General features: G+C 63.3%; 23 protein-coding genes and 1 other RNA gene. 16 read left to right on the forward strand and 8 right to left on the reverse strand.

The features are described 5' to 3' along the window. Positions 1 to 34: 34 nt before the first annotated feature. From RQH62_RS12200 to RQH62_RS12255, 12 genes are all read left to right on the forward strand, one after another. Positions 35 to 304 (forward strand): hypothetical protein, encoded by a 270-nt coding sequence (locus tag RQH62_RS12200; RefSeq protein WP_311269029.1) that lies wholly within the window; start codon positions 35 to 37, stop codon positions 302 to 304. A 150-nt stretch (positions 305 to 454) separates the two neighbouring features. Then, positions 455 to 2,821 carry a chemotaxis protein CheW gene (locus RQH62_RS12205; protein WP_311269030.1) on the forward strand — a complete coding sequence of 789 codons (2,367 nt, stop codon included), beginning with the start codon at positions 455 to 457 and terminating at the stop codon, positions 2,819 to 2,821. Between the two features lie 11 nt (positions 2,822 to 2,832). After that, positions 2,833 to 3,270, forward strand: coding sequence for a chemotaxis protein CheW (locus RQH62_RS12210; RefSeq protein WP_311269031.1), 438 nt, complete (start codon positions 2,833 to 2,835; stop codon positions 3,268 to 3,270). A gap of 82 nt (positions 3,271 to 3,352) precedes the next feature. Beyond that, complete coding sequence (locus RQH62_RS12215; protein WP_056683968.1) at positions 3,353 to 3,718, forward strand: response regulator; 366 nt, start codon at positions 3,353 to 3,355, stop codon at positions 3,716 to 3,718. A 71-nt stretch (positions 3,719 to 3,789) separates the two neighbouring features. Beyond that, positions 3,790 to 4,872, forward strand: a complete 1,083-nt coding sequence (locus tag RQH62_RS12220) for a chemotaxis protein CheB (RefSeq protein WP_311269032.1) — start codon at positions 3,790 to 3,792, stop codon at positions 4,870 to 4,872. Further along, positions 4,872 to 5,750 carry a protein-glutamate O-methyltransferase CheR gene (locus tag RQH62_RS12225; protein WP_311269033.1) on the forward strand — a complete coding sequence of 293 codons (879 nt, stop codon included), beginning with the start codon at positions 4,872 to 4,874 and terminating at the stop codon, positions 5,748 to 5,750. The genes RQH62_RS12220 and RQH62_RS12225 overlap by 1 nt, the downstream gene beginning before the upstream one ends. A 129-nt stretch (positions 5,751 to 5,879) precedes the next feature. Next, positions 5,880 to 6,578: an N-acetylmuramoyl-L-alanine amidase gene (locus tag RQH62_RS12230; protein WP_311269034.1), complete on the forward strand. Its 699-nt coding sequence runs from the start codon at positions 5,880 to 5,882 to the stop codon at positions 6,576 to 6,578. Between the two features lie 42 nt (positions 6,579 to 6,620). Then, positions 6,621 to 7,023, forward strand: an RNA gene (gene rnpB / locus RQH62_RS12235) — RNase P RNA component class A. 61 nt (positions 7,024 to 7,084) lie between these two features. Then, complete coding sequence (locus tag RQH62_RS12240; protein WP_311269035.1) at positions 7,085 to 7,633, forward strand: J domain-containing protein; 549 nt, start codon at positions 7,085 to 7,087, stop codon at positions 7,631 to 7,633. Beyond that, positions 7,606 to 7,944, forward strand: coding sequence for a (2Fe-2S) ferredoxin domain-containing protein (locus RQH62_RS12245; RefSeq protein ID WP_311269155.1), 339 nt, complete (start codon positions 7,606 to 7,608; stop codon positions 7,942 to 7,944). The genes RQH62_RS12240 and RQH62_RS12245 overlap by 28 nt, the downstream gene beginning before the upstream one ends. An 88-nt stretch (positions 7,945 to 8,032) precedes the next feature. After that, complete coding sequence (locus RQH62_RS12250; RefSeq protein WP_311269036.1) at positions 8,033 to 8,290, forward strand: hypothetical protein; 258 nt, start codon at positions 8,033 to 8,035, stop codon at positions 8,288 to 8,290. After that, positions 8,290 to 9,822 carry a methyl-accepting chemotaxis protein gene (locus tag RQH62_RS12255; RefSeq protein ID WP_311269037.1) on the forward strand — a complete coding sequence of 511 codons (1,533 nt, stop codon included), beginning with the start codon at positions 8,290 to 8,292 and terminating at the stop codon, positions 9,820 to 9,822. Before RQH62_RS12250 ends, RQH62_RS12255 begins: the two co-directional genes overlap by 1 nt. Before the next feature lie 63 nt (positions 9,823 to 9,885). On the opposite strand, the gene RQH62_RS12260 is transcribed toward RQH62_RS12255, so the two are convergent. Both RQH62_RS12260 and RQH62_RS12265 read right to left on the reverse strand, forming a co-directional pair. Continuing rightward, on the reverse strand, positions 9,886 to 10,500 hold the full coding sequence (locus tag RQH62_RS12260) for a superoxide dismutase (protein ID WP_311269038.1): 615 nt from the start codon (positions 10,498 to 10,500) through the stop codon (positions 9,886 to 9,888). 139 nt (positions 10,501 to 10,639) lie between these two features. Further along, positions 10,640 to 10,849: a hypothetical protein gene (locus RQH62_RS12265; RefSeq protein WP_311269039.1), complete on the reverse strand. Its 210-nt coding sequence runs from the start codon at positions 10,847 to 10,849 to the stop codon at positions 10,640 to 10,642. A gap of 59 nt (positions 10,850 to 10,908) precedes the next feature. Between RQH62_RS12265 and rnk the strand changes: the two genes are divergently transcribed. Further along, the gene (gene rnk / locus RQH62_RS12270) at positions 10,909 to 11,322 is read left to right on the forward strand and encodes a nucleoside diphosphate kinase regulator (protein WP_311269040.1); all 414 of its coding nucleotides are present in this window, start codon (positions 10,909 to 10,911) and stop codon (positions 11,320 to 11,322) included. A gap of 304 nt (positions 11,323 to 11,626) precedes the next feature. Here the strand turns inward: rnk and ispZ are convergent, their stop codons facing one another. The 6 genes from ispZ to RQH62_RS12300 are packed head-to-tail and all read right to left on the reverse strand — an operon-like array spanning position 11,627 to position 17,428. Further along, complete coding sequence (ispZ, locus tag RQH62_RS12275) at positions 11,627 to 12,289, reverse strand: septation protein IspZ (RefSeq protein ID WP_311269041.1); 663 nt, start codon at positions 12,287 to 12,289, stop codon at positions 11,627 to 11,629. After that, positions 12,279 to 13,217, reverse strand: a complete 939-nt coding sequence (gene ftsY / locus RQH62_RS12280) for a signal recognition particle-docking protein FtsY (protein ID WP_311269042.1) — start codon at positions 13,215 to 13,217, stop codon at positions 12,279 to 12,281. Before ftsY ends, ispZ begins: the two co-directional genes overlap by 11 nt. Next, the gene (gene mtaB, locus RQH62_RS12285) at positions 13,217 to 14,551 is read right to left on the reverse strand and encodes a tRNA (N(6)-L-threonylcarbamoyladenosine(37)-C(2))-methylthiotransferase MtaB (RefSeq protein ID WP_311269043.1); all 1,335 of its coding nucleotides are present in this window, start codon (positions 14,549 to 14,551) and stop codon (positions 13,217 to 13,219) included. The genes ftsY and mtaB overlap by 1 nt, the downstream gene beginning before the upstream one ends. A 4-nt stretch (positions 14,552 to 14,555) precedes the next feature. Beyond that, on the reverse strand, positions 14,556 to 15,356 hold the full coding sequence (dapF, locus tag RQH62_RS12290) for a diaminopimelate epimerase (RefSeq protein WP_311269044.1): 801 nt from the start codon (positions 15,354 to 15,356) through the stop codon (positions 14,556 to 14,558). Positions 15,357 to 15,399: 43 nt separating this feature from the next. Beyond that, positions 15,400 to 16,020, reverse strand: coding sequence for a TonB family protein (locus RQH62_RS12295; RefSeq protein ID WP_311269045.1), 621 nt, complete (start codon positions 16,018 to 16,020; stop codon positions 15,400 to 15,402). Positions 16,021 to 16,030: 10 nt separating this feature from the next. Beyond that, positions 16,031 to 17,428 (reverse strand): amino acid permease, encoded by a 1,398-nt coding sequence (locus tag RQH62_RS12300; protein ID WP_311269046.1) that lies wholly within the window; start codon positions 17,426 to 17,428, stop codon positions 16,031 to 16,033. 509 nt (positions 17,429 to 17,937) lie between these two features. On the opposite strand from RQH62_RS12300, the gene ffh reads away from it, so the two are divergent. The 3 genes from ffh to rimM all read left to right on the forward strand — a co-directional run bounded on the left by ffh (position 17,938) and on the right by rimM (position 20,481). Then, on the forward strand, positions 17,938 to 19,413 hold the full coding sequence (gene ffh, locus RQH62_RS12305; protein WP_311269047.1) for a signal recognition particle protein: 1,476 nt from the start codon (positions 17,938 to 17,940) through the stop codon (positions 19,411 to 19,413). Positions 19,414 to 19,531: 118 nt separating this feature from the next. Continuing rightward, positions 19,532 to 19,981: a 30S ribosomal protein S16 gene (rpsP, locus tag RQH62_RS12310; RefSeq protein ID WP_311269048.1), complete on the forward strand. Its 450-nt coding sequence runs from the start codon at positions 19,532 to 19,534 to the stop codon at positions 19,979 to 19,981. 5 nt (positions 19,982 to 19,986) lie between these two features. Then, entirely contained in the window at positions 19,987 to 20,481 is a 495-nt protein-coding gene (gene rimM, locus RQH62_RS12315; protein ID WP_311269049.1) for a ribosome maturation factor RimM, read from the forward strand. The last annotated feature ends 7 nt before the right edge of the window (positions 20,482 to 20,488 follow it).

Raw genomic sequence — 20,488 nt, forward strand, 5'->3', positions numbered from 1 at the left:
ATGCCCTAGAGGGGGCGCAACAGGAGATAACGCCGTGAAAACTTTCGTCGCAGTTCTGGGCCTTGCCAGCCTTGTCGCACTGTCCGCATGCGATTCCGCCAAGGAAAACAAGGTCGAGAATGCATACGAGAATCAGGCGGATGCGCTCGACAATCAGGCCGACAATATGGAAGCCATGGCCGACAACCTGTCCGGCAATGCTGAAAATGCGGCTGAGAACGCTGCCGATGCGCTGGAAAACAAGGCTGATGCTACCCGCGAAGCAGGCGAAAAGGCCGGCGACGCAGTCGAGAAGCATCAGTAAGCACCGGCGCAAAAGCCAGGCTTTCAGGGGCGTCGCGGTTTTCCGCGGCGCCCTTTTCTTTACTCCGTTCCACCGTTCGCCGCAGCTTTAACGGCCCCTTAACTACGTCGTCGCAATGGTGCCGAAGCGCGCACCTTGGGGCCTTGAGGCATGGACGAACTATTACAGGAATTCATATCCGAGACCCAGGAGACGCTGGAGGCTCTGGCTGGTGAAGTCGTCGCCTGGGAGGCCGATCCATCGGACCGGGACCGGCTGGATGCCATCTTTCGCTTCTTCCATACAGTGAAGGGTAGTTGCGGCTTTCTCAACCTGCCGCGATTCGAGCGGCTGAGCCATGCGGCGGAGGATGTGCTGTCGGAAATCCGCGCCGGCAATCGCCGCCCTGATCCCGCGACCGTCAGCGCCGTGCTGGGCATCATGGACAGGATCGGCGAGTTGACCGAGGCGGTGGCGATCGGCGCTGCGCTGCCGAGCGAGAATGACGATTTCCTGATTGGCGCGCTGAGCGCGCGGGGTGAGGAGCCGGAGCAGGTGGTGGTCGAGGCTGCGCCCGTCGCCGTGGCGCGATGCGGCGGAGCGCAGTCCGGACCGCGCACCATTCGCCTGCCGCTCAGCCTGATCGACCAGTTGATGAACGGCGTGTCGGATATGGTGCTGGCGCGCAACGAATTGTCGCGCAAACTGCGCGAGCGGTCGGCTGATCCCGAATTGGACAATGTGTTCGAACGTTTGTCGACCTGCGTTGCCGACATGCGCGACGTGATTTCCAAGACCCGGATGCAGCGGGTAGATCGTCTGTTCGCGGCAATTCCGCGCATGGTGCGCGATCTGGGTCGGGAACTGGGCAAGCGAATCGACCTCAGCCTTGAAGGCGGCGATGTCGAGATGGATCGCGAAATGGTGGAGATGGTCGTCGACCCACTCACCCATATCGTGCGCAACAGCATCGACCATGGCATCGAAACGCCGGACAAGCGCCGCGCCGCCGGCAAACCGGAAACGGGCCGGCTGCGGCTGGAGGCGCGCCAGTCGGGCAACCAGATCGTCATCGCCATCGCCGACGATGGCGCGGGTATCGATACGGCCCGGCTGGTGGACAAGGCGATCGCAGCCGGGCGGCTGACGCCCGATGCGGCTGCGCGCATGTCCGAGCAGGACAGGCTGGATCTGATCTTCCACGCTGGTCTGTCGACCGCTGCCAAGGTGACGGCTATTTCCGGCCGGGGCGTCGGCATGGACGTGGTTCGCGCCAATGTGGAGCGGATCGGCGGCGTCATCGCGCTGGACAACCAGCCGGGGCAGGGGCTGTGCATCACGCTGCGTGTGCCGTTGACCCTGACCATCATCCCCGGCCTGATCGTGCGTGCTGGCGGCCAGCATTTCGCCATTCCGCGCGCGGCAGTGGTCGAGATCCTACACGACAATAACGAGACGTTGCAGGTCAGCGAAGTGGGCGGCGCGAAGATCGCGACGATCCGCGCCGTGCGTCATTCGATGGTCGATCTGGAGGATGTGCTGGGCATGGAAAAGCCGGCGCAGCAGGGGCCACGTGCGATCATGGTGGTACGGTCGGCGACCGGCGTGCCCTTCGCCATGGGCGTGTCGGCGGTCGACAATCATGAGGAACTGGTGATTCGTCCTGCTTCGCCGCTGGTGATGGCGACGGGCGTCTATGCCGGCATGACGCTGCCCGACAATGGCAAGCCGATGCTGCTGCTGGACGCGGCGGGCCTGGCCAATGCGGCGCGTCTGCCCAACATCATCGACGACCGGGCGGCGCGGCAGCAGGAGGAGCAGGCCGACGCGCAAACGGGCGTCGAAATGGTCGCTGCGTTGCGGTTCGAGGAATTGTCGGGCGAGCGGCGCCTGCTGAAACTGTCGCTGATCGAGCGGGTAGAGGATATTGACGCAGGCCTGTTCGGCCGGTCGGGTGGACGCGCTTTCGTGCGGCTGGACGGACGTCTGGTGCCGGTGGCCAACGGCCTGTCGCAGTTTGACCGGGACAAGGTATCGGCGTTGCGCTTGCGCGATGATCGGCGCGAAGCCTGCTATCCGGTCGCGGCCGTGCTGGATATCGTCCAGATGCCCGCTGTACCCGACATGGTGGCGATGCACGGCATGCTGAGCGGCGTCGCCGTGATCGAGGGCGAGCATCTGGAAGTCATCAACCCCTTCGCTCTGTTCGCAGCCCTGCCCGAAGAGGCGATGGTCGAACGGGTGCGGGGCCGCTGTCTGCTGGCCGACAGCAATGACGGCTGGACACGCGAGATATTGGCGCCGCTGCTGCGGCAGGCGGGGCATGAGGTACTGCTGGGCCTGCCTGGTGATGCTCTGGTCGATCCCGAGGATGTCGTGCTCTGCACGGAGGCCGATGCGGCGCAGGCCGCGGAAATCATGGGATGCCGCGTCGTTCATCTGCGCGCGTCGCCCCGTCCCACAGGGCCGCAGGATGGCAGCATATACCGCTATGATCAGGATGCGTTGATGGCGGCGATCGCCGGTCGGCGGGGATAAGGACAAAGCCCATGGATCAGCTTTATCTTCTCGCAACGCTGGCAGGCACGCGGATCGCCGTTGAAACCGGAGAGGTGGAGGCAGTCGTCCGCCTGACCGACATATCACCGGTGCCCGGCATGGGTGCACATATCGCAGGTTTGTCCGCCCTGCGCAGCCGCGTGCTCACTATCATCGACGTTGCAGCGTTGATTCGCGGGCAAGCAACGCCGGTCGAGCAACGCGGTCTGGCGATCATCGCGAACATAAGCGGTCACAGCTATGGCCTGATGGTCGATGGCGTGTCGGATATCTGCCGCGTACCGGAAGGCGCCCTGCCACTGCGAGGGCAGCTTGATCCGGCCTGGGCGCCTTATGCCCGCGCGCTGGTGGAGCATGAGGGGCATCCCTGGCTGCTCGTGTCGCTCGCTGCCTTCATCGAGGGGGGGGCGCTTGCGCAAGCCGCCTGATCCATTCGATCTTGTTTACCAAATCCTCGCCTTTGCTGGTTAAGCCCGACGCAACGGGACGCATAAATCTAAGGGACGCTTCATGAAGAATTGCCTGGTCGTCGACGACTCGAAGGTCATCCGCAAGGTGGCACGCCATATCCTCGAATCGCTGGACCTGACGGTGAGCGAAGCGGTAGACGGGCAGGATGCACTGACCCAGTGTGAGGCTTCGCCGCCTGATGTCGTACTGCTCGACTGGAACATGCCGGTGATGAGCGGCATGGAATTTCTCCAGGCGCTGTCGAGCGCCAAGATGGCGGCGCGGCCCAAGATCATCTTCTGCACCACCGAAAATGGCATCAGCCATATCAAGGCCGCAGTCGAGGCAGGGGCCGACGAATATGTGATGAAGCCGTTCGACCGGGAAACGCTGGAGAGCAAGTTGGCGATCGTCGGTGTGATCTAGCGGCCATATTGTCCGCTGATCCAGGAGTGCCGCTGATTTTCCGTTGATCCTTCCGCGCAGAAAGCCCCGTGATGACCGCGATGATGCCGATAATGACCAGCCATGGCGATGCACGCCCCGTCGTGCGGACGCTGGTCGTCGACGATTCGGTCGTGGTGCGCACGGTAATCGAACGCATCCTCAATGCCGATCCAGGCTACAGTGTCGTTCAAAAGACGAACAGTGCAGAACATGCGCTGGGCTATCTGGCGGACCATGTTGTTGATCTGGTGCTGCTCGACATCGAATTGCCGGGACAGAGCGGTCTGGCTGCGTTGCCGCAAATCCTGCGCGCCAATCCTTCCGTCAAGGTCGCGATCCTCTCCGGTAAGTGCGAGGAGGGGAGTGCCGCCGCGATCGAAGCACTGGCGCTGGGTGCCAGTGATATCGTGTCCAAGCCGGGGAGTGGCAGTTTCGGCGAACAATTCCCCCAAGCCCTGATTGATCGGTTGAACCGTCTGTTCGGCGATCGGCCTGCGGCGGCGCCGTTGCCGCGCGTGATGCCGCCGGTCGCGGTCGATGCAGCCGGCGCGCCACTCGCCTGTATCGGGATCGGTGCCTCTACCGGTGGTATTCACGCACTGGGCCAGTTGTTTCAGGGGCTGGCGGCGCCATTAGGCGTACCGGTACTGCTGACTCAGCATTTGCCCGCCAGCTTCACCGTCTATTTTGCGCAGCAGTTGTCGCGCATGACCAGCCTGAAGGTGAAGGTGGCGGAAACCGGCGATGTGCTGGCGCCCGATACTGTCTATGTCGCGCCGGGCGATGCCAATATCCAGCTGCGCCGTAGCCTGCATGGCCGGGTGGTGATCCTGCTCAATCCCGAGCGGACGCCGGCGGGCAACCTGCCGGGTGTCGACCCGATGTTTGCCAGCATGGCGGAGATTTATGGCGCCGGCGCGGCCGGCATCGTCCTGACCGGTATGGGCCGCGACGGTACGCTGGGCGCGCGCGAGATCGTGGCCGCTGGCGGTTGGGTCGTCGCACAGGATGAAGCGAGTAGCGTCGTATGGGGCATGCCGGGATCGGTGGCCGGCGCAGGGCTGACTTGTGGGGTGATGGAACCGCTGGCGATCATGAATTTCGTTGCCCGGCGTGGCAAGGTAGCTGCCTGATGCCCTTGCCACCCGCAGGCGCTGCTGCCTTTCAGGGGGCTGCCCGTATCTTGTCCGGATTGCTGGAAGCGCGCACCGGTCAAGTGCTGTCGGAAGGCCGCGCCTGGCGGATGGAAACCGCGTTGCGTCCGGTGTTGCGCGCGCACGGATTCCAGACGATCGACGATCTGGCTGCGACATTGTTGCGCAAGCGCGATCCCCGACTGGACGAGGATGTCGTCAACGCATTGCTCAACAATGAGAGCAGCTTCTTCCGCGATCTTCAGATTTTCGACATGATCCATCGCCAGATTCTGCCGCGCATACATGAGGAACGGCAAGACCAGACGCTGCGTATATGGAGCGCGGGCTGTTCGACCGGGCAGGAGGCTTATTCGCTGGCCATTCGGCTGCGCAACGATGCCGAACGCTGGCAGGGGTGGCGAATCGAGATATTGGCGACCGATATTTCCACGGCTGCGATCGAACAGGCGCGTTCGGGCGTATTTTCGCAAATGGATGTGCAGCGCGGTCTGGGCGTGGGCGACCTCATCAAATGGTTCGAACCACATGGAGAGGATTGGCGCGCCAATTCCGAACTGCGCCGCATGATTGATTTCCGCCGCGACAATCTATTCGATCCGCGTGCGCCGTCCGGCGAATATGATCTGCTGTTGTGTCGCAACGTGCTGCTCTACTTCACGCCCGAGCGGCGCGGTGCCGTATTGCGCCTGCTCGGCCGGCACAGCCATGCCGGATCGGTACTGCTTCTGGGGGCAGGTGAGACGGTGATAGGCCAGGGTGACGATTTCCTGCCCCATCCCGATTTTCGTGGCGGCTATGCGCCCAAGGCGCTGATGGCCCCTTGCGTCGGTGGATCGGTGCGGCGGGCCGGATGAAGCCGGTTCATCCGCATTAACCCTGCTTGATTGCTGCGCCCGTCTCGGCCATGGTCCTGTGCAGGCCGCCAGAGGGGCGGGCCGGAAGGGTGCGATGACCGAGCCGCTGCAAGTGACTGGCCTTTTCCGATGACCGACATGCCCATGATCGATACGCCGTCGCCCAATTTCGACGATCGCAGCCTGCCGATCACGATGCTGGTGCTGCACTATACCGGCATGCCCGACGCAGCGAGCGCCATAAACTGGCTCGCCAATCCGGAATCGAAAGTATCCGCTCATTATGTCGTGACGGAAGACGGTCAGGTCATCCGCATGGTCGATGAGGCCAAGCGCGCCTGGCATGCGGGCCGGTCGCACTGGCGCGGCGTGGACGATATCAATTCAGCCAGTATCGGCATAGAGATCGTCAATCCCGGCCATGAATGGGGCTATCGTCCGTTCCCGGAAACCCAGATGGGCTCGCTGATCCCGCTGGTCCACGCCATCGTCCAGCGGCACAAGATCACGCGCGGCAATATCGTGGGCCACAGCGACATCGCGCCGGCGCGCAAGCAGGATCCGGGCGAACTCTTCCCCTGGGGGCAACTGGCGCGACTGCGGCTGGCACTGCCGCGCCCGACCAAGAATCTGATGGACCCGCAATGGACCGACAGCGGCTTCATGCTGGCGCTCGAACGGTTCGGCTATGACATTGCCGATCCCAAGGCGGCGGTGGTCGCATTCCAGCGCCGTTTCCGGCCGGAACTGATCGACGGGGTCATTTGCGGCGAATGTCGCGCCATCCTTTTGGCGCTGTTGCTGCCAAAGCCCCGCGGGGACGAATAAGCGGGATGACGGGACGGGAAAATCGGTCTAAGGCCCATGCCGCCAGAGGGCCGGGCGGCCGCGGCGTGGCGGGTAACTTCCACGGCGAGGAAAGTCCGGGCTCCACGAAATAACGGTGCCGGTTAACGACCGGCTGGAGTGATCCAAGGGACAGTGCAACAGAAAGCAGGTCGCCCAGGGCTTCGGCCCTAAGACTTCGGTCGGGTGAAATTGAAAGGGTGCGGTAAGAGCGCACCGCGTCTGCGGCAACGCAAGGCGGCACGGTAAACCCCACCGGGAGCAAGACCGAATAGGGGCGGCGCGCAGTTTCGACTGCTAGGTCTGTTTCGACCGAGATCGCCCGGGTTGGTCGCTTGAGGAACGGAGCAATCCGGTCCCTAGAGGAATGGTCGCCTATCCCCTTAATCGGGGTGGACAGAACCCGGCTTACAGGCCCTCTGGCATTTTCCGCCGCAAAATCGGCGGCTGGGCTGGCTTTCCGGCCGCACCTTCCCTAATTCGGGGCAATGGCAAGAAATAGCCGATCCAATGACTGGGGCTTTCCCCGCTGGCGTGCCTATGGGGCCGCGCGTGAGGCGCAGCGCGTGCGCATGTGCGACCGCTATGGTTGTGACCAGCCGGGCGACTGCCCCGCGCCCAAATCCCCCAACAGCCCGGAACGCTGGTATTTCTGCCCCGAACATGCGGGTGAATATAACCGCAACTGGGATTATTTTCAGGGCCTGGACAACGAAGAACGTGCGTCGCGGGAAAAGGCCGAGCGGCGCGACGCTGGTGGCTATCAGTCCAGTGCCTATCATAGCTGGGGAGGCCCCGGCGACGGCAGCCGGTCGCGCGACGAACTGCATGCGCTCAAGGCATTGGAACTGGAAGATGATGCCGGGTTCGACGCGGTCAAGAAGAGCTGGCGGCGGCTGGCAAAGGAATATCATCCCGATGTGAAGCCGGGCGACAGCGACGCTGCGGTGCGTTTCCAGGCGATTCAGGCGGCCTATGAGGTGCTGCGCGCAGCGGAAGAACGACGCACCTGGAAGCCGCGGGGGGCGGTGGATTGAAGGATCTGGTCCGGTCCAACTGGTCCAATGTGGTGCTGGTTTGCCGCAAATGTTCCAAGAAACTGGACGGCGGTTTCGGACCGGGCGGTGACGAGCGGCTGGCCAAGGCATTGCGCAAGCATCTGTCGTTGAAGAAGGGCCGCAAAGCGGCAGCCGGCATAGTGGAAGTCAATTGCCTGGGTGTTTGCCCAAGGGGCGCGGTGACGGTGGTGGATGGCGCTGCCAGCCGCGACTGGCTGCTCGTTCGGCCCGGCGCCGATCTGGATGAACTGACCGAAGCGCTGGGGCTGGGCAACGCAACCCATCCTTAATATAATTCTTACCTATCCCGCCTAAATGGAGGCAATGCCTCTTTTCGCATCCTTTCGGCGGTGTCTGCCTCTGGCCGCGCAATGTGCCTTGATCCTTTTTGGTCTGCTTGGCCTTTATGCCGTTCCGCCTGCCAGCGGCCGGATGTTATTGCTGCCGCTGACCCATGAGGCGGAAGCGGCTTTGGCGCAGGTCGCGGTCGCGCAGGGCGCGCGGCTGGTAGCCAAGGGACCATGGCCGGGATCATTACTGGTGGAAGGTGAGCGCGATCTGCTGGCGCCCGTACTGCTGCGTCGCGGCGTGATCGCCCTGTCGGCGCAAATGGGCGGTTGCGGAGCGATCGCCTGATGAGCGCCATGACCAGCCTTGACCGGTTGCGATTGCAGGGCCTGCGCATCCTGTTGTTCGCTAGCTGGTGGTGGACCGTAGCGATCGGGCTGGGCGGGCTGTTTCTAGGCGTGCAACATGGTGGACGCGCGCTCCTTCTGTCCGCGCTTGTGAACATATTGCCGACCATCCGGATCCTGCGCCAGCGCGAGGATCTGGAAGCGCGACTGGCAATGGGGACGCTGGCGGCGGTGCAGCCGGCGATCGGCCTTTACCTCTTGTCCGGTCATGGCTGGCAGATGGATGGCCACATGTTCTTCTTCGTGGCGCTGGCGGGCTTGACGCTGCTCTATGACTGGCGGCCGATCCTGCTGGCTGCATCGTTGACGGCGGTGCATCACCTCATTCTCAATTTCGTGCTGCCGGCATGGGTTTTTCCCGATCAGGCCAATGTCGGACGGGTGGCGATCCATGCCGTTGCAGTAGTGTTGCAGGCAGCGGTGCTCTGTTATCTGACGGTTCGACTGCGGTCGATGCTGCTGGCGCTTGATGGCCATGTGGTGCATGCTGGCGCACTGGCGCAGGAGGCGGAAAAGGGGCGCGATGCCGCCGAAGCCGCGATGACCTCCAGTCGGGATATGGATGCACGCGCCGCGCAGTTGCGTGCGCAGCAGGAGGCCGACAAGGCCCGCATGGCAGCGGAACGACGGTCGGCGACCTTGGCCCTGGTACAGGACTTCAGGCAATCGGTGTCGGAAATCGTCGGGTCGGTCGGTGCGGCAGCGCAGGAACTGGATGAATCCGCGCGGCAGCTCAACAAGCTTGCCCAGCGCGCGAGCGCCGGTACGGAGGAAACGGTGGCGATCGCCGAGCAGTCTTCCGCCAATGCCGCCGTGCTGGCACGGCGGATCGAGCAATTGTCGGAATCCATTGCGGCGATCGCGTCGGCTTCGCACCAGCAGGCTGTGCTGGGCGGCGAGGCGCAGCGTGTGTCGACCACGGGGCATCAGGCCGTCCATGAACTGGAAGGGCGGACCACTTCGATTACAAGCTTCGCCGATTCGATCAACGAAATTGCCGCCCGGACGAACCTGCTGGCGCTCAATGCCACGATTGAGGCGGCGCGGGCCGGGGAGGTTGGCCGGGGTTTCGCGGTAGTGGCAGGCGAGGTCAAGCAGCTGGCGAGTCAGACCGCTAATGCCACCGGCGAGATTCATGCCCTGGCATGGTCGGCGCGGCAGGGCGCCGGTGTGGCACGGGAGGCGCTGTCTGAAGTGGCGGGCACAGTGGAGCAATTGGCGGGGGCAGCGGATGCCATCCAGCGCGCAGTTGCCGATCAGCGGGATGCGACCAGTGCGATCGGAGAATCGGCGCGTGACACGGCCCAGGATGCTGTCAGCATGACGCGGCAAATGGGCGATGTGGCGGATGTGGCACGCGATACCGAGAGCCTGTCCGGTCGAGTATCCAGCGCGGCGTCAAGCCTGTCGCAGACGGCTCAGATATTGCAACGGGCCGCAGACCAGTTCGTCACCCAATTGGAAGCGGCCTGATCGCACTTCTTTTGCAGATGTGGAAAGGGCCGGCCATCAACGATGGCCGGCCCCTTTCCGATATCAGGCCGGCTGGTCGGCGCGGCTGGCGCCTTCACCGTCGAGGTTCTGGGCCGCGAAGTCCCAGTTGATCGCTTCCTTCAGCAGCTTTTCGGCATAGGCCGGGCGCAGGTTGCGATAGTCGATATAGTAAGCATGTTCCCACACATCGAGGATCAGCAGCGGGGCATGACCTTCATGCGCGACCGGGGTGTCGGCGTCATGATAGCTGGTCACTTCCAGCTTGCCGTCCTTCAGGATCAGCGCGGCCCAGCCGCTGGCGAAATGGCCGACGGCCTCTGCCTTCAGCTTTTCGATCAGCGCGTCAACCGAACCGAAGGCTTCTTCGATCTTGGCGAGCAGTTCGCCGGTCGGCGCGGTCTTCACCGGCGACAGCGACTTCCAGTAGAAGGTGTGATTCCAGATCTGGCCGACCTGATTGAACAGGCCGCCCTTGGCGGTCTTGATCAGTTCGACGAGCGACTTGCCCTGAAGTGCGGCGTCGGCGGCGACCAGTTCATTGGCCTTCACGACATAGGCATTGTGATGCTTGCCATGATGGAAGTCGAAGGTTTCGACCGACAGGATATCGCCGAAGGCGTCCTTGGCGTAGGGAAGATCAGGCAGAACAAAGGCCATGGCGGAACTCCTCGGGTTCGTTATGGGGCGGCCACGCAAGACGAGGGCGCGGCCGGTTGATCATATGGTCCATGCGGGGCGTGGACGCCTCCGTCGCTTCCCATATGCGCACCCAACGCCCAAGAAAACAGATATGTGCCTATTGCGAAACGATCGCAGAAAATCGTGTCGAAAGCTGACCGTAAAGGGCAGGGCGAAGTGGTTTCTTGACAGTATCGGCTGGGTCGAACAGGATCAGGCAATGCAGAGCGGCATAGCCTTTCCACGCTTCCGTCATCACGGGGGCCAGCTTCTCGCGGGCGATCCGCCCCGGACCTGACAGGCGTTCCGTCGGCAGGGTCCGGGGCACCTTCTTGTCGACCCTTGATGCCCGCATTGCGGGCCATGCCTCTATCAGGATACCTTTTCATGACTCTGCACATGCAACGGACGGCTTTGCCGACGATCCAACTTGTCGAACACGAAGCCGACATCATTTCCGATCTCGCCTGGGCCGCGCGGGACCGCTTCCCCGACGTGTGCGAACAACTGCTGGAGGAAGTCGACCGTGCCCGTCTTTGTGCGCAGGTCGACCTGCCGGAGGATGTCGTCGCCATGGGATCGGACGTAACCTATCGTGACGCGCGGAGCGGCGCAGTGCGGCAGGTGCGACTGGTTTATCCCCTTCAGGCCGATGTGGCGCAGGGCCATATCTCCATCCTGACACCGATCGGCGCGGCGTTGATAGGGATGCGGGTGGGGGCTGCGATTCTCTGGCCCGACCGCGACGGCGAATTGCGCGACATCATCATTGATGCCGTTGCACAGGCGAGAGAGGTCTGAGCCTCTTCATATTTATTTGGTGTGATTTTGAGTGAAATATTCCATTTCGCTCAAAATCACTCATGCGGCGTGGTCCAATTCCAATCGCCCAGAATCTTGCGATAAAGCGACAAAAGAACCACAAAAAGCATGCGGAATTGCCACTTTATGTCGCTTTTGCAGTGCCGGCGCAGAGACGTCTACGGTACGCTTTTGCCGACAATCGAAAGAGCCGATCGCAGGATAGAGGAGATCGATCCTGTAGGACAGGACATTACGCTACCAAACAGGCAATGTGGCACGGAAAGATTTAGTTCCCCCCCGCCTAGCCCTGCGGCGGGGTGGTTTCGCCCACCTCGTCGCTGTCCAGGCCATCGCCCAGCGTCAGGCCGTGGCGCATCAGCATCGGGATGTTGGCCGCGGCGAACACGACCGACACGATCGTCACGCCCCAGACCTTGACCGCCAGCCAGGTGTCGAAGGTCATCGTCCGGCGCATCGCTTCGTTCGCGACCGCCATGGCGACGAAGAACAGCGCCCAGTTGCGGGACAATTTCAGCCAGCCTTCATGCGTCAGCCCGTCATACGCGGCCTGCAACAGATATTTGAGCAGAGGCTGGCCGCGCAGCAATCCGGCGAACAGCATCAGCGCAAAGAAGGCGTAGATGATGGTCGGCTTCAACTGGATGAAGCTCTGGTCGTGGAAATAGATGGTGAGGCCGCCGAAAAAGAGGATCAGCAGCGCCGACAGCCAGAGCATCGGCGACACGCGGCCCAGCTTCACTTTCGAGACGATGACCGCAATCACGATCGAGACCATGAAGGCGGCCGTGCCAAAGGTCATCGCCGTGATCGGATTGCCGGCGCCCCAGATCCAGCCTGCGCCCTTATAGGTCAGGAAGAAGACCAGCAGCGGTCCGAAATCGAGCGCGAGGCTGAGGGTGCCGTTATGCGCTGGCTTGGCGGCGGGCTTGCTGTCAGCGGGCATAAGCCGTCCCTGCAATGGCGCGGGCCATGTCGCCCGGATCGAAGGGGCGCAGATCCTCGATCTTTTCACCCACGCCGATGGCGTGGATCGGCAGGCGGAATTTCTCCGCCGCCGCGACTAGCACGCCGCCGCGCGCAGTGCCGTCGAGCTTGGTCATGACCAGCCCCGTCACTTGCGCGGTTTCCTTGAAGACTTCGATCTGGTTCAACGCATTCTGTCCCGTAGTGGCATCCAGCACCAGCACAACGTCGTGCGGGGCGGCCGGGTTCAATCGGCCCAGCACACGGCGCACCTTGGCCAGCTCGTCCATCAGTTCGGTCTTGTTATGGAGACGGCCTGCGGTATCCACGATCAGCACGTCGATGCCGGTTTCGGTCGCCTGCTTGACCGCGTCGAACACGATGCCGGCGGCGTCGCCGCCTTCCTTGCCCGCGACGATGGGGATGCCGAGCCGTTCGGCCCATACCTTGAGCTGGCCAATCGCCGCCGCACGGAACGTGTCGCCGGCCGCCAGCATCACGCCATAATCCTGCTCCAGGAAATTATTGGCCAGCTTGGCGATGGTGGTGGTCTTGCCCGAACCGTTGACGCCGATCACCAGGATGACCTGTGGGCGCGGGAAGGCTTCGATCTCCAGTGGGCGGGCGACCGGAGCGAGGGTCTTCTCGATTTCCTCCGCGATGATCTCGCGCAGATATTCTTCGGTCAGTTCCTTGTTATAGCGCCCTTCGGCCAGACGATCGCGCACGCGCGCGGCCATGGCGGGGCCAAGGTCGCTGACGATCAGCGCTTCCTCGATCTCATCGAGGGTCTGCGCGTCGAGCGCGGCCTTGGAGAAAAGGCCGGTGAGATTGTCGCCGAGCCTGTCGGATGTGCGCTTCAGTCCGCCGAAGAGGCGGTCGCGCCAGCTGGTGCCGGTATCAGTCATTATGCTGCCTCTTGCGCGATCAGGGCGTCCTTCTCAAGCCCCGTGATGGTGGCGCGGACGATGGAGGAGGGGGGCTGTGCCGATGCGAAGCGCACTGGCGCGAAATTTTCGGCATGGCCGGTCAGGCCGTTGCGTTCGACCAGCACCGATTGGGTGGAGCCGATCAGGCTGCGCAGCCAGCCGTCGCGGCGGGTGGCGCAGGCGTCGCGCAGGCGGGCGGCGCGGGCTTTGATCGTGGCGCGATCGACCTGCGGCATGCGCGCGGCGGGCGTGCCGATGCGCGGCGAGTAAGGAAAGATATGGCCGTGGACGATGTCGCATTCGTCGATCAGGGCGAGGCTGCCCGCGAACATAGCGTCGTCTTCGGTCGGGAAGCCGGCGATGATATCGGCGCCGATGCTGATGTCCGGGCGGGCGGCCTTCACGCGCTGGACGATGGCAATGGCGTCGGCGCGGCCGTGGCGGCGCTTCATACGCTTGAGGATCATGTCGTCGCCCGCCTGTAGCGACAGATGCAGATGCGGCATCATGCGCGGTTCGTGGGCGATGAGGTCGAACAGCCGTTCGTCTATCTCCACGCTGTCGATCGAGGACAGGCGCAGGCGGGGAAGGTCGGGCACGCCCTTCAATATGCGCTCGATCAGCAGGCCGAGCGACGGGCTGCCCGGCAGGTCCGGGCCATAGCTGGTGACGTCCACGCCGGTCAGGACGATTTCCTGATAGCCTGCGTCGACCAGTTCTTTCGCCTTTTCGATCACGGCACCCGCCGGGACGGAGCGGCTGTTTCCCCGGCCATAGGGGATGATGCAGAAGGTGCAGCGATGGTCGCAGCCATTTTGCACCTCCAGAAAGGCGCGGGCATGGTCAGAGAAGGCGGAGGCCATGTGCGGCGCGGTGTCGCGCACGGCCATGATGTCGGAGACTTTCACCTTCTCCGTCATGCCAGCGACCCGAAGGGCGGCGTCAGCCAACGCGGGCATCTCACTTCCTTCGTGTGGAGTAGAAAAGAGAGATCCCAGCTCGCGCTGGGATGACGGAAGATAAGTCTCTGCTTCCATCTTCTCCCGATTCCCGATCACGCCATCCACCTCCGCCATGGCGGCGAAAGTCTGCGGTTCGGTCTGAGCCGCGCAGCCGGTGACGAGGATGCGGGCGTCGGGCCGTTCCCGCCTGGCGCGGCGGATCGCCTGCCGGGTCTGGCGCACCGCCTCGGCCGTCACGGCGCAGCTGTTGACGACGATCAGGTCGTCTTGGCCCTGCGCCATGTCGCGTATCGCCTCGCTCTCTGCGATGTTCAGGCGACAGCCCATGGTGATGATGTCGGGGCCGGCCATAGGCTCAGAAACGCGACCAGTCGGCCTCGCCATCGAAGACATGGGTGGCGGGGCCCGTCATACGGATCGAGCCGCCGGGCGCCCATGCGATGACGAGGTCGCCGCCCGGCAGGCTGACGGTCACGGGACCGGTCATCAGCTTGCGCCGGATGGCGGCGACGGCGGTGGCGCAGGCGCCGGTGCCGCAGGCACGGGTCAGGCCGGCGCCGCGTTCCCAGACGACGAGGCGGATGTGGTTTTCGCCCACGACCTGCGCGAAGTTCACGTTCACGCGCTGGGGGAAGAGCGGGTCATGCTCGATCAGCGGGCCGAGGCGATCAAAATCGACGGACTCCAGATCGTCCATGAAGAAGATGACATGCGGGTTGCCGACATTGACGGCGGCGGGCGCGGGCAGATCTTCCCAACTGGCGCCCATGGTCAGCGTGTCCATGGGATAGGCGAGCGGGATAGCGTCCCAGTCGAAACGCGGGGCGCCCATGTCGACGCTGGCGCCGCCGTCGACGGACTTGGCGTCGAGCACGCCGGCCTTGGTGCGGATCAGCACATCGCGGCCGACGAACAGGGGGACGCAGCGGGTCGCGTTGCCGCAGGCTTCCACTTCGGTGCCATCGGCGTTGAAGATCTGCATCGACACGTCGGCGTCGTCGCTCTCGCCGATCAGGATCAACTGGTCGCAGCCGATCCCGGCATGGCGATCGGCAATGGCGCGAGCACGGGCTTCCGTCATGTCGACAGTGTTTTCCCGCGCGTCGATCACGACGAAGTCGTTGCCTAGGCCATGCATCTTCGAAAAACGTCCCATGGCGCGCATGTAGTGGGGGTGGAGGGAAAAGGCGAGTCTGGCGTTATTCCGCCGCGACCTGGAATTTGACTATGAGGTGCCGAACCACCGGCACTGGCCGGCCTTCAGCGTTGGTGGCCAGCGAAGTGTAGGCTTCCTTTGCTTGCTGGCATGCGACTTCGATCAGCTTTGCGGATGATTTGTCGGGTTTGAACGGTTCGCAAATGGTGATGTGCCCCGTTGGGTCGAGCTTCGTAATAAGTGATACGCTCTCCTCCTGCGCCCCGCCTGGCAAGCGCTTGACTTGCAACGTCATATCAACGGGCGGCACGTAGCGATAGGATGGGCCACCTTGATTGCCGGGGAGGCGCCAGGACAGTAGTCCTCTATAAGAGCCGTATGTCTCAGCGCCATTTTCGTCCTTCGCCGCTTTAAAGCGACCGCGTGAAGCGATCATGGCACAGGTTCGTTCGTCCAAATCGGCAGAGCCGCTGGTCGCTGTGATTATGCAGTTGGCAATGCGCCCGCTCGGCGCGATGAGAAGGGAAAATGCTACCGGCCCTTCCTCTTTCCGCTGCAGCGCACCCGAAGGGTAGTCGTTGTCGCTCAGCCAATATGCGGGCGACTTTGCCGGCATTGTCGGAACAAGTGTCGCGGCCAGCGTGATGCTCAGTACGGCAGTCAATTCCAACTCCTTATTTTGCGGGGTTCGCCCGTCTCTGCCCATAGAGAAAGTACACGCCCAGCCCAATCGCATTCCAGATCGCGCAGGCGATGATGGTCTTCATCGGCAGGCTGAGGAAGAGATAGGCGCAGCCGGCCACCGCGCCGATGCCCACGACCCATGCCGCAGGTGTGCGGAAGGGGCGGCGCAGGTCCGGGGCGCGTTTGCGCAGGACGAGAAGGCACAGGCCCACGGCAGTGAAGGCGATCAGCGTGCCGGCATTGGCCAGCGCCGCGATTTCGTCGATCGGCAGGACGCCGGCGATGATCGACACCAATGCCGCTGTCACCAGCGTGATCCGGGCGGGGGTGCCGCGCTTCGAGATTTTGGCAAGGCTTTGCGGCAGGAAGCCGTCGCGCGCCATCACCAGGAAGATGCGGCTCTGGCCGTAGAGGAAACCCAGCAGCACGGTCGGCAGCGCGATCACGGCGGCGATGGCGACGATGCGGGCGATGCTGCCCTGGCCCATTTCGCGCAGGATCAGCGCCAGCGGTTCCGGGCTGTCGGCAAAGCGGGTGAAGGGCAGGGCGCCGATCGCCGCTGCGGCGACGAGGACGTAGATGAGGGTGCAGACGATCAGCGACCCGACGATGCCGATGGCAAGGTCACGATCGGGGTTCTTGGCTTCTTCTGCGGCCGTCGAAATGGCGTCGAAACCGTAGAAGGCGAAGAAGATGATCGCGGCCGCAGCCATGACGCCGCGTTCCACGCCGTCCGGTCCCATATGTTTGGCAAAGCCGAAGGGCATGAAGGGTTCGAGATTGGCGGCGTCGAAAGCGGGCAGGGCATAGGCGACGAACAGGCTGAGCGTCACGATCTTGATGAGGACGAGGATAGTGTTGAGGCGGGCGCTTTCGCGCGTGCCGAACATCAGCAGGCCCGCGACCACGGCGATGATGAAGATGGCGGGCAGATTGATCGCGCCGCCCAGTTCCGGCCCCTTGGTCAGCCATTCCGGGAAGCCCAAAGGCGTCAGCAGCGGCGCGGCATAGCCGGACCAGCCGACCGCCACGGTCGACACGACCAGACTATATTCCAGGATCAGCGACCAGCCGACGATCCAGGCGATGCCTTCGCCCAGCACGACATAGCTATAGCTATAAGCGCTGCCCGCCGCCGGCATCATGGTCGAGAGTTCGGCATAGGCGAGCGCAGCGCAGGCACAGATGGCGCCGGCAATGGCGAAGGAGAGCAGGACGGCGGGGCCGGCACGATCCGCGCCGACGCCGATCAGCGTCAGGATGCCCGTGCCGACGATCGCACCGACGCCCAGCGCGAGGAGGTGTGGCCAGGACAGGGTGCGGGCCATCTGATGCCCTGCATCCTTCGGCGTCATCGCCTCCATCGGCTTGCGGCGTGTCCAACTCATGATCTTAGGCTCCCCTCTGTCTTTGCCTTAACTTCGCATATTTCCCGCAAAAAGCGAAATAAAGTTACACTGCGTTGATCCTATCGGAAAGTGGGAGGGTGCTGCTTGTCCGTGCCTTTCGGGGGGAGGGCAGCCTGCTTTAGATGTCGTCCGTTCGTCCTGAGCCTGTCGAAGGACGTTGCGCGCGTCCTTCGACAGGCTCAGGACGAACGGAGGTTGAGTGAGGCAGTTAAACGCGTAATGCTCTAGCAGGGAGGGGCGATGTAGGACAGGGAGCCATCTGTCGTCCGGCCATCCTTGCCGTTCCATGCGCCCGCTTGCACTTCTTGCCTGTTTCCCGTAAAGGCGCCCGTGCAATCGGTCGGTCTCCGTCCGATATCCTGACGACTCCAGGACGCCCAAGAGGGGCATCGGATGGACGCTGGCCGGCGAAGTTTCGCCCGCCGGCGATTTTGTCGTTTGATGGGTAAGCACGATTTTTCGGGCCTTTCGGCCCAAATGAGGTGGTGATGTTCGATTCGCTAAGCGATCGTCTCGGTGGGGTATTCGACAAGCTGCGTGGGCGCGGTGCGCTTACGGAGGACGATGTCCGCGCCGCGATGCGCGAGGTGCGAATCGCACTTCTCGAAGCCGACGTCGCGCTGCCCGTGGTGCGCCAGTTCGTCGATCAGGCCACCGAAAAGGCCGTGGGCAGCGATGTGCTGCGCTCGGTTACGCCGGGCCAGATGGTCGTCAAGATCGTATCCGACACGCTGACCGAGACGCTGGGGTCCGAAACCAGCGATCTGATGATCGACGTGTCGCCGCCCGCCGTCATCATGATGGTCGGTCTGCAAGGCTCCGGTAAGACCACCTCCACCGCGAAGATCGCCAAGCGGCTGAAGGAAAAAGAGCGCAAGAAGGTGCTGATGGCGTCGCTCGACGTCCAGCGTCCGGCCGCGCAGGAACAGCTTGCCGTTCTCGGCACGCAGACCGACGTTGCAACCTTGCCGATCGTCGCCGGACAGCAGCCGGTCGATATCGCCAAGCGGGCGTTGCAGGCGGCGAAGCTTCAGGGCTTCGACGTGGTCATGCTCGATACCGCAGGTCGTCTGCATGTCGATCAGGCGCTGATGGACGAGATGAAGGCGGTCGCCGACGTCTCCAATCCGGCGGAAATCCTGCTGGTGGTCGACTCGCTGACCGGGCAGGACGCCGTGAATGTCGCGACCAGCTTTACCGCGCAGGTGCCGCTGACCGGCGTGGTGCTGACCCGTATGGACGGCGATGCGCGTGGTGGTGCGGCGCTGTCGATGCGCGCCGTTACCGGCCGTCCGATCAAGTTCGCGGGCACCGGTGAAAAGCTGGACGCGATCGAGCCGTTCCATCCCGCCCGCGTCGCGCAGCGCATCCTGGGCATGGGCGACGTCGTGTCGCTGGTCGAGCGTGCCGCCGAGACGATCGACGCCGAGGAAGCCGACAAGCTGGCCAAGAAGATGGCCAAGGGTCAGTTCGACATGAACGACCTGCGTAGCCAGCTGAACCAGATGCGTCGCATGGGTGGTCTTGGCGCGTTGGCGGGCATGTTGCCGGGCCTCAAGAAAGCGCAGGCGGCGATGGCCAATAGCGGCGCGAACGACAAGACCTTGCTCCATCTGGATGCGATGATCGGATCGATGACGCCCAAGGAGCGGGAAAAGCCCGCCCTGATCAACGCCAAGCGCAAGATCCGCATTGCCAAGGGTGCCGGCCGCACCGTGCAGGATGTCAACCGTCTCCTGAAGATGCATCAGGAAATGGAAGGCGCGATGAAGAAGATCCGCAAGATGGGCGGCCTGAAAGGGCTGGCCAAGATGTTCACCGGTGGCGGCATGGGTGGCCTTGGTGGCCCCGATGGCGGCGCGGGTGGTCCGCCTGACCTGTCGGGTCTGGGCGGAAGCCTTGGTGGTCTGGGCGGCAATATGCCCAAGCTGCCGCCCGGTTTTCAGAATTTCATGAAGAAGTGAAGTAACCCGTCATCCCAGCGAAAGCTGGGGCCTCGCCGCCCGCAAACGGAGGAGAGGCGCCAGCTATCGCTGGGATGGCAATTCCTAAAAAGCAGTTGAGTTAGAAAGGTTTAGTTCCATGGCAACCTCCATCCGTCTGTCGCGCGGCGGCTCCAAGAAGCGCCCCTATTACCGCATCGTCGTGGCCGACAGCCGCGCACCGCGTGACGGCAAGTTCATCGAGCGTATCGGCAGCTACAATCCCGTCCTGCCCAAGGGCGACGAAAAGCGCGTCGTGCTCGACACCGAGCGTGCGAAGCATTGGGTTGCCGCTGGTGCGCAGCCGACCGACCGCGTCGCTCGCTTCCTGGACGCCGCTGGCGTGAAGGAGCGCAAGGCGCGCAACAACCCGAACAAGGCTGAGCCGGGTCAGAAGGCCAAGGACCGCGCTGAAGACCGCGCTGCCAAGGCTGCCGAAGCCGCTGAAGCTGCCGAAGCCGCCAAGGCTGCTGCCGCCGAAGCCGCTGCTGCGCCGGCCGCTGAAGAAGCGCCTGTTGAAGAAGCTGCTGCCGAACAGGCTGAAGGCTGAGCATAATGACAGACAAGCCCGTCACTCTGGCCGCGATCATCGGTGCGCATGGGGTGGCGGGCGATGTCCGTCTGAAACTCTTTGGCGAAGGGGCGGAAAGCCTCAAAAGCTACAAGAGTTTCGATGTGGCGGGGCGCATGCTGACGTTGAAGTCGGTGCGCCCCGGCCCCAATGGCGCGGTGGCCCGCTTTGCCGAAATCGGCGATCGCGGCGCGGCTGAAGCCCTGCGCGGTACGGCATTGACTGTGCCCCGTTCCGCCCTCCCGCCGTTGGCTGAGGGCGAATATTATCATGCCGACCTGATCGGCCTGCCCTGCACCGCAAGCACCGGCGAAGCGTTGGGCACGATCATCGCGGTCGAGAATTTCGGTGCTGGCGACATCATCGAGGTGGAGCGTCCTGCAGAGGAAGGCAAGAAGCCCAAGCGTTTCATGGCGCCGATGCACGCAGTGACCGTGGGCGACGACAGCGCCGTGATTGACGCGCTTTTCACAGAATAGTATATAC

It is taken from the genome of Sphingobium sp. WCS2017Hpa-17 (assembly GCF_031843765.1).
Classification (GTDB): Bacteria; Pseudomonadota; Alphaproteobacteria; order Sphingomonadales; family Sphingomonadaceae; genus Sphingobium.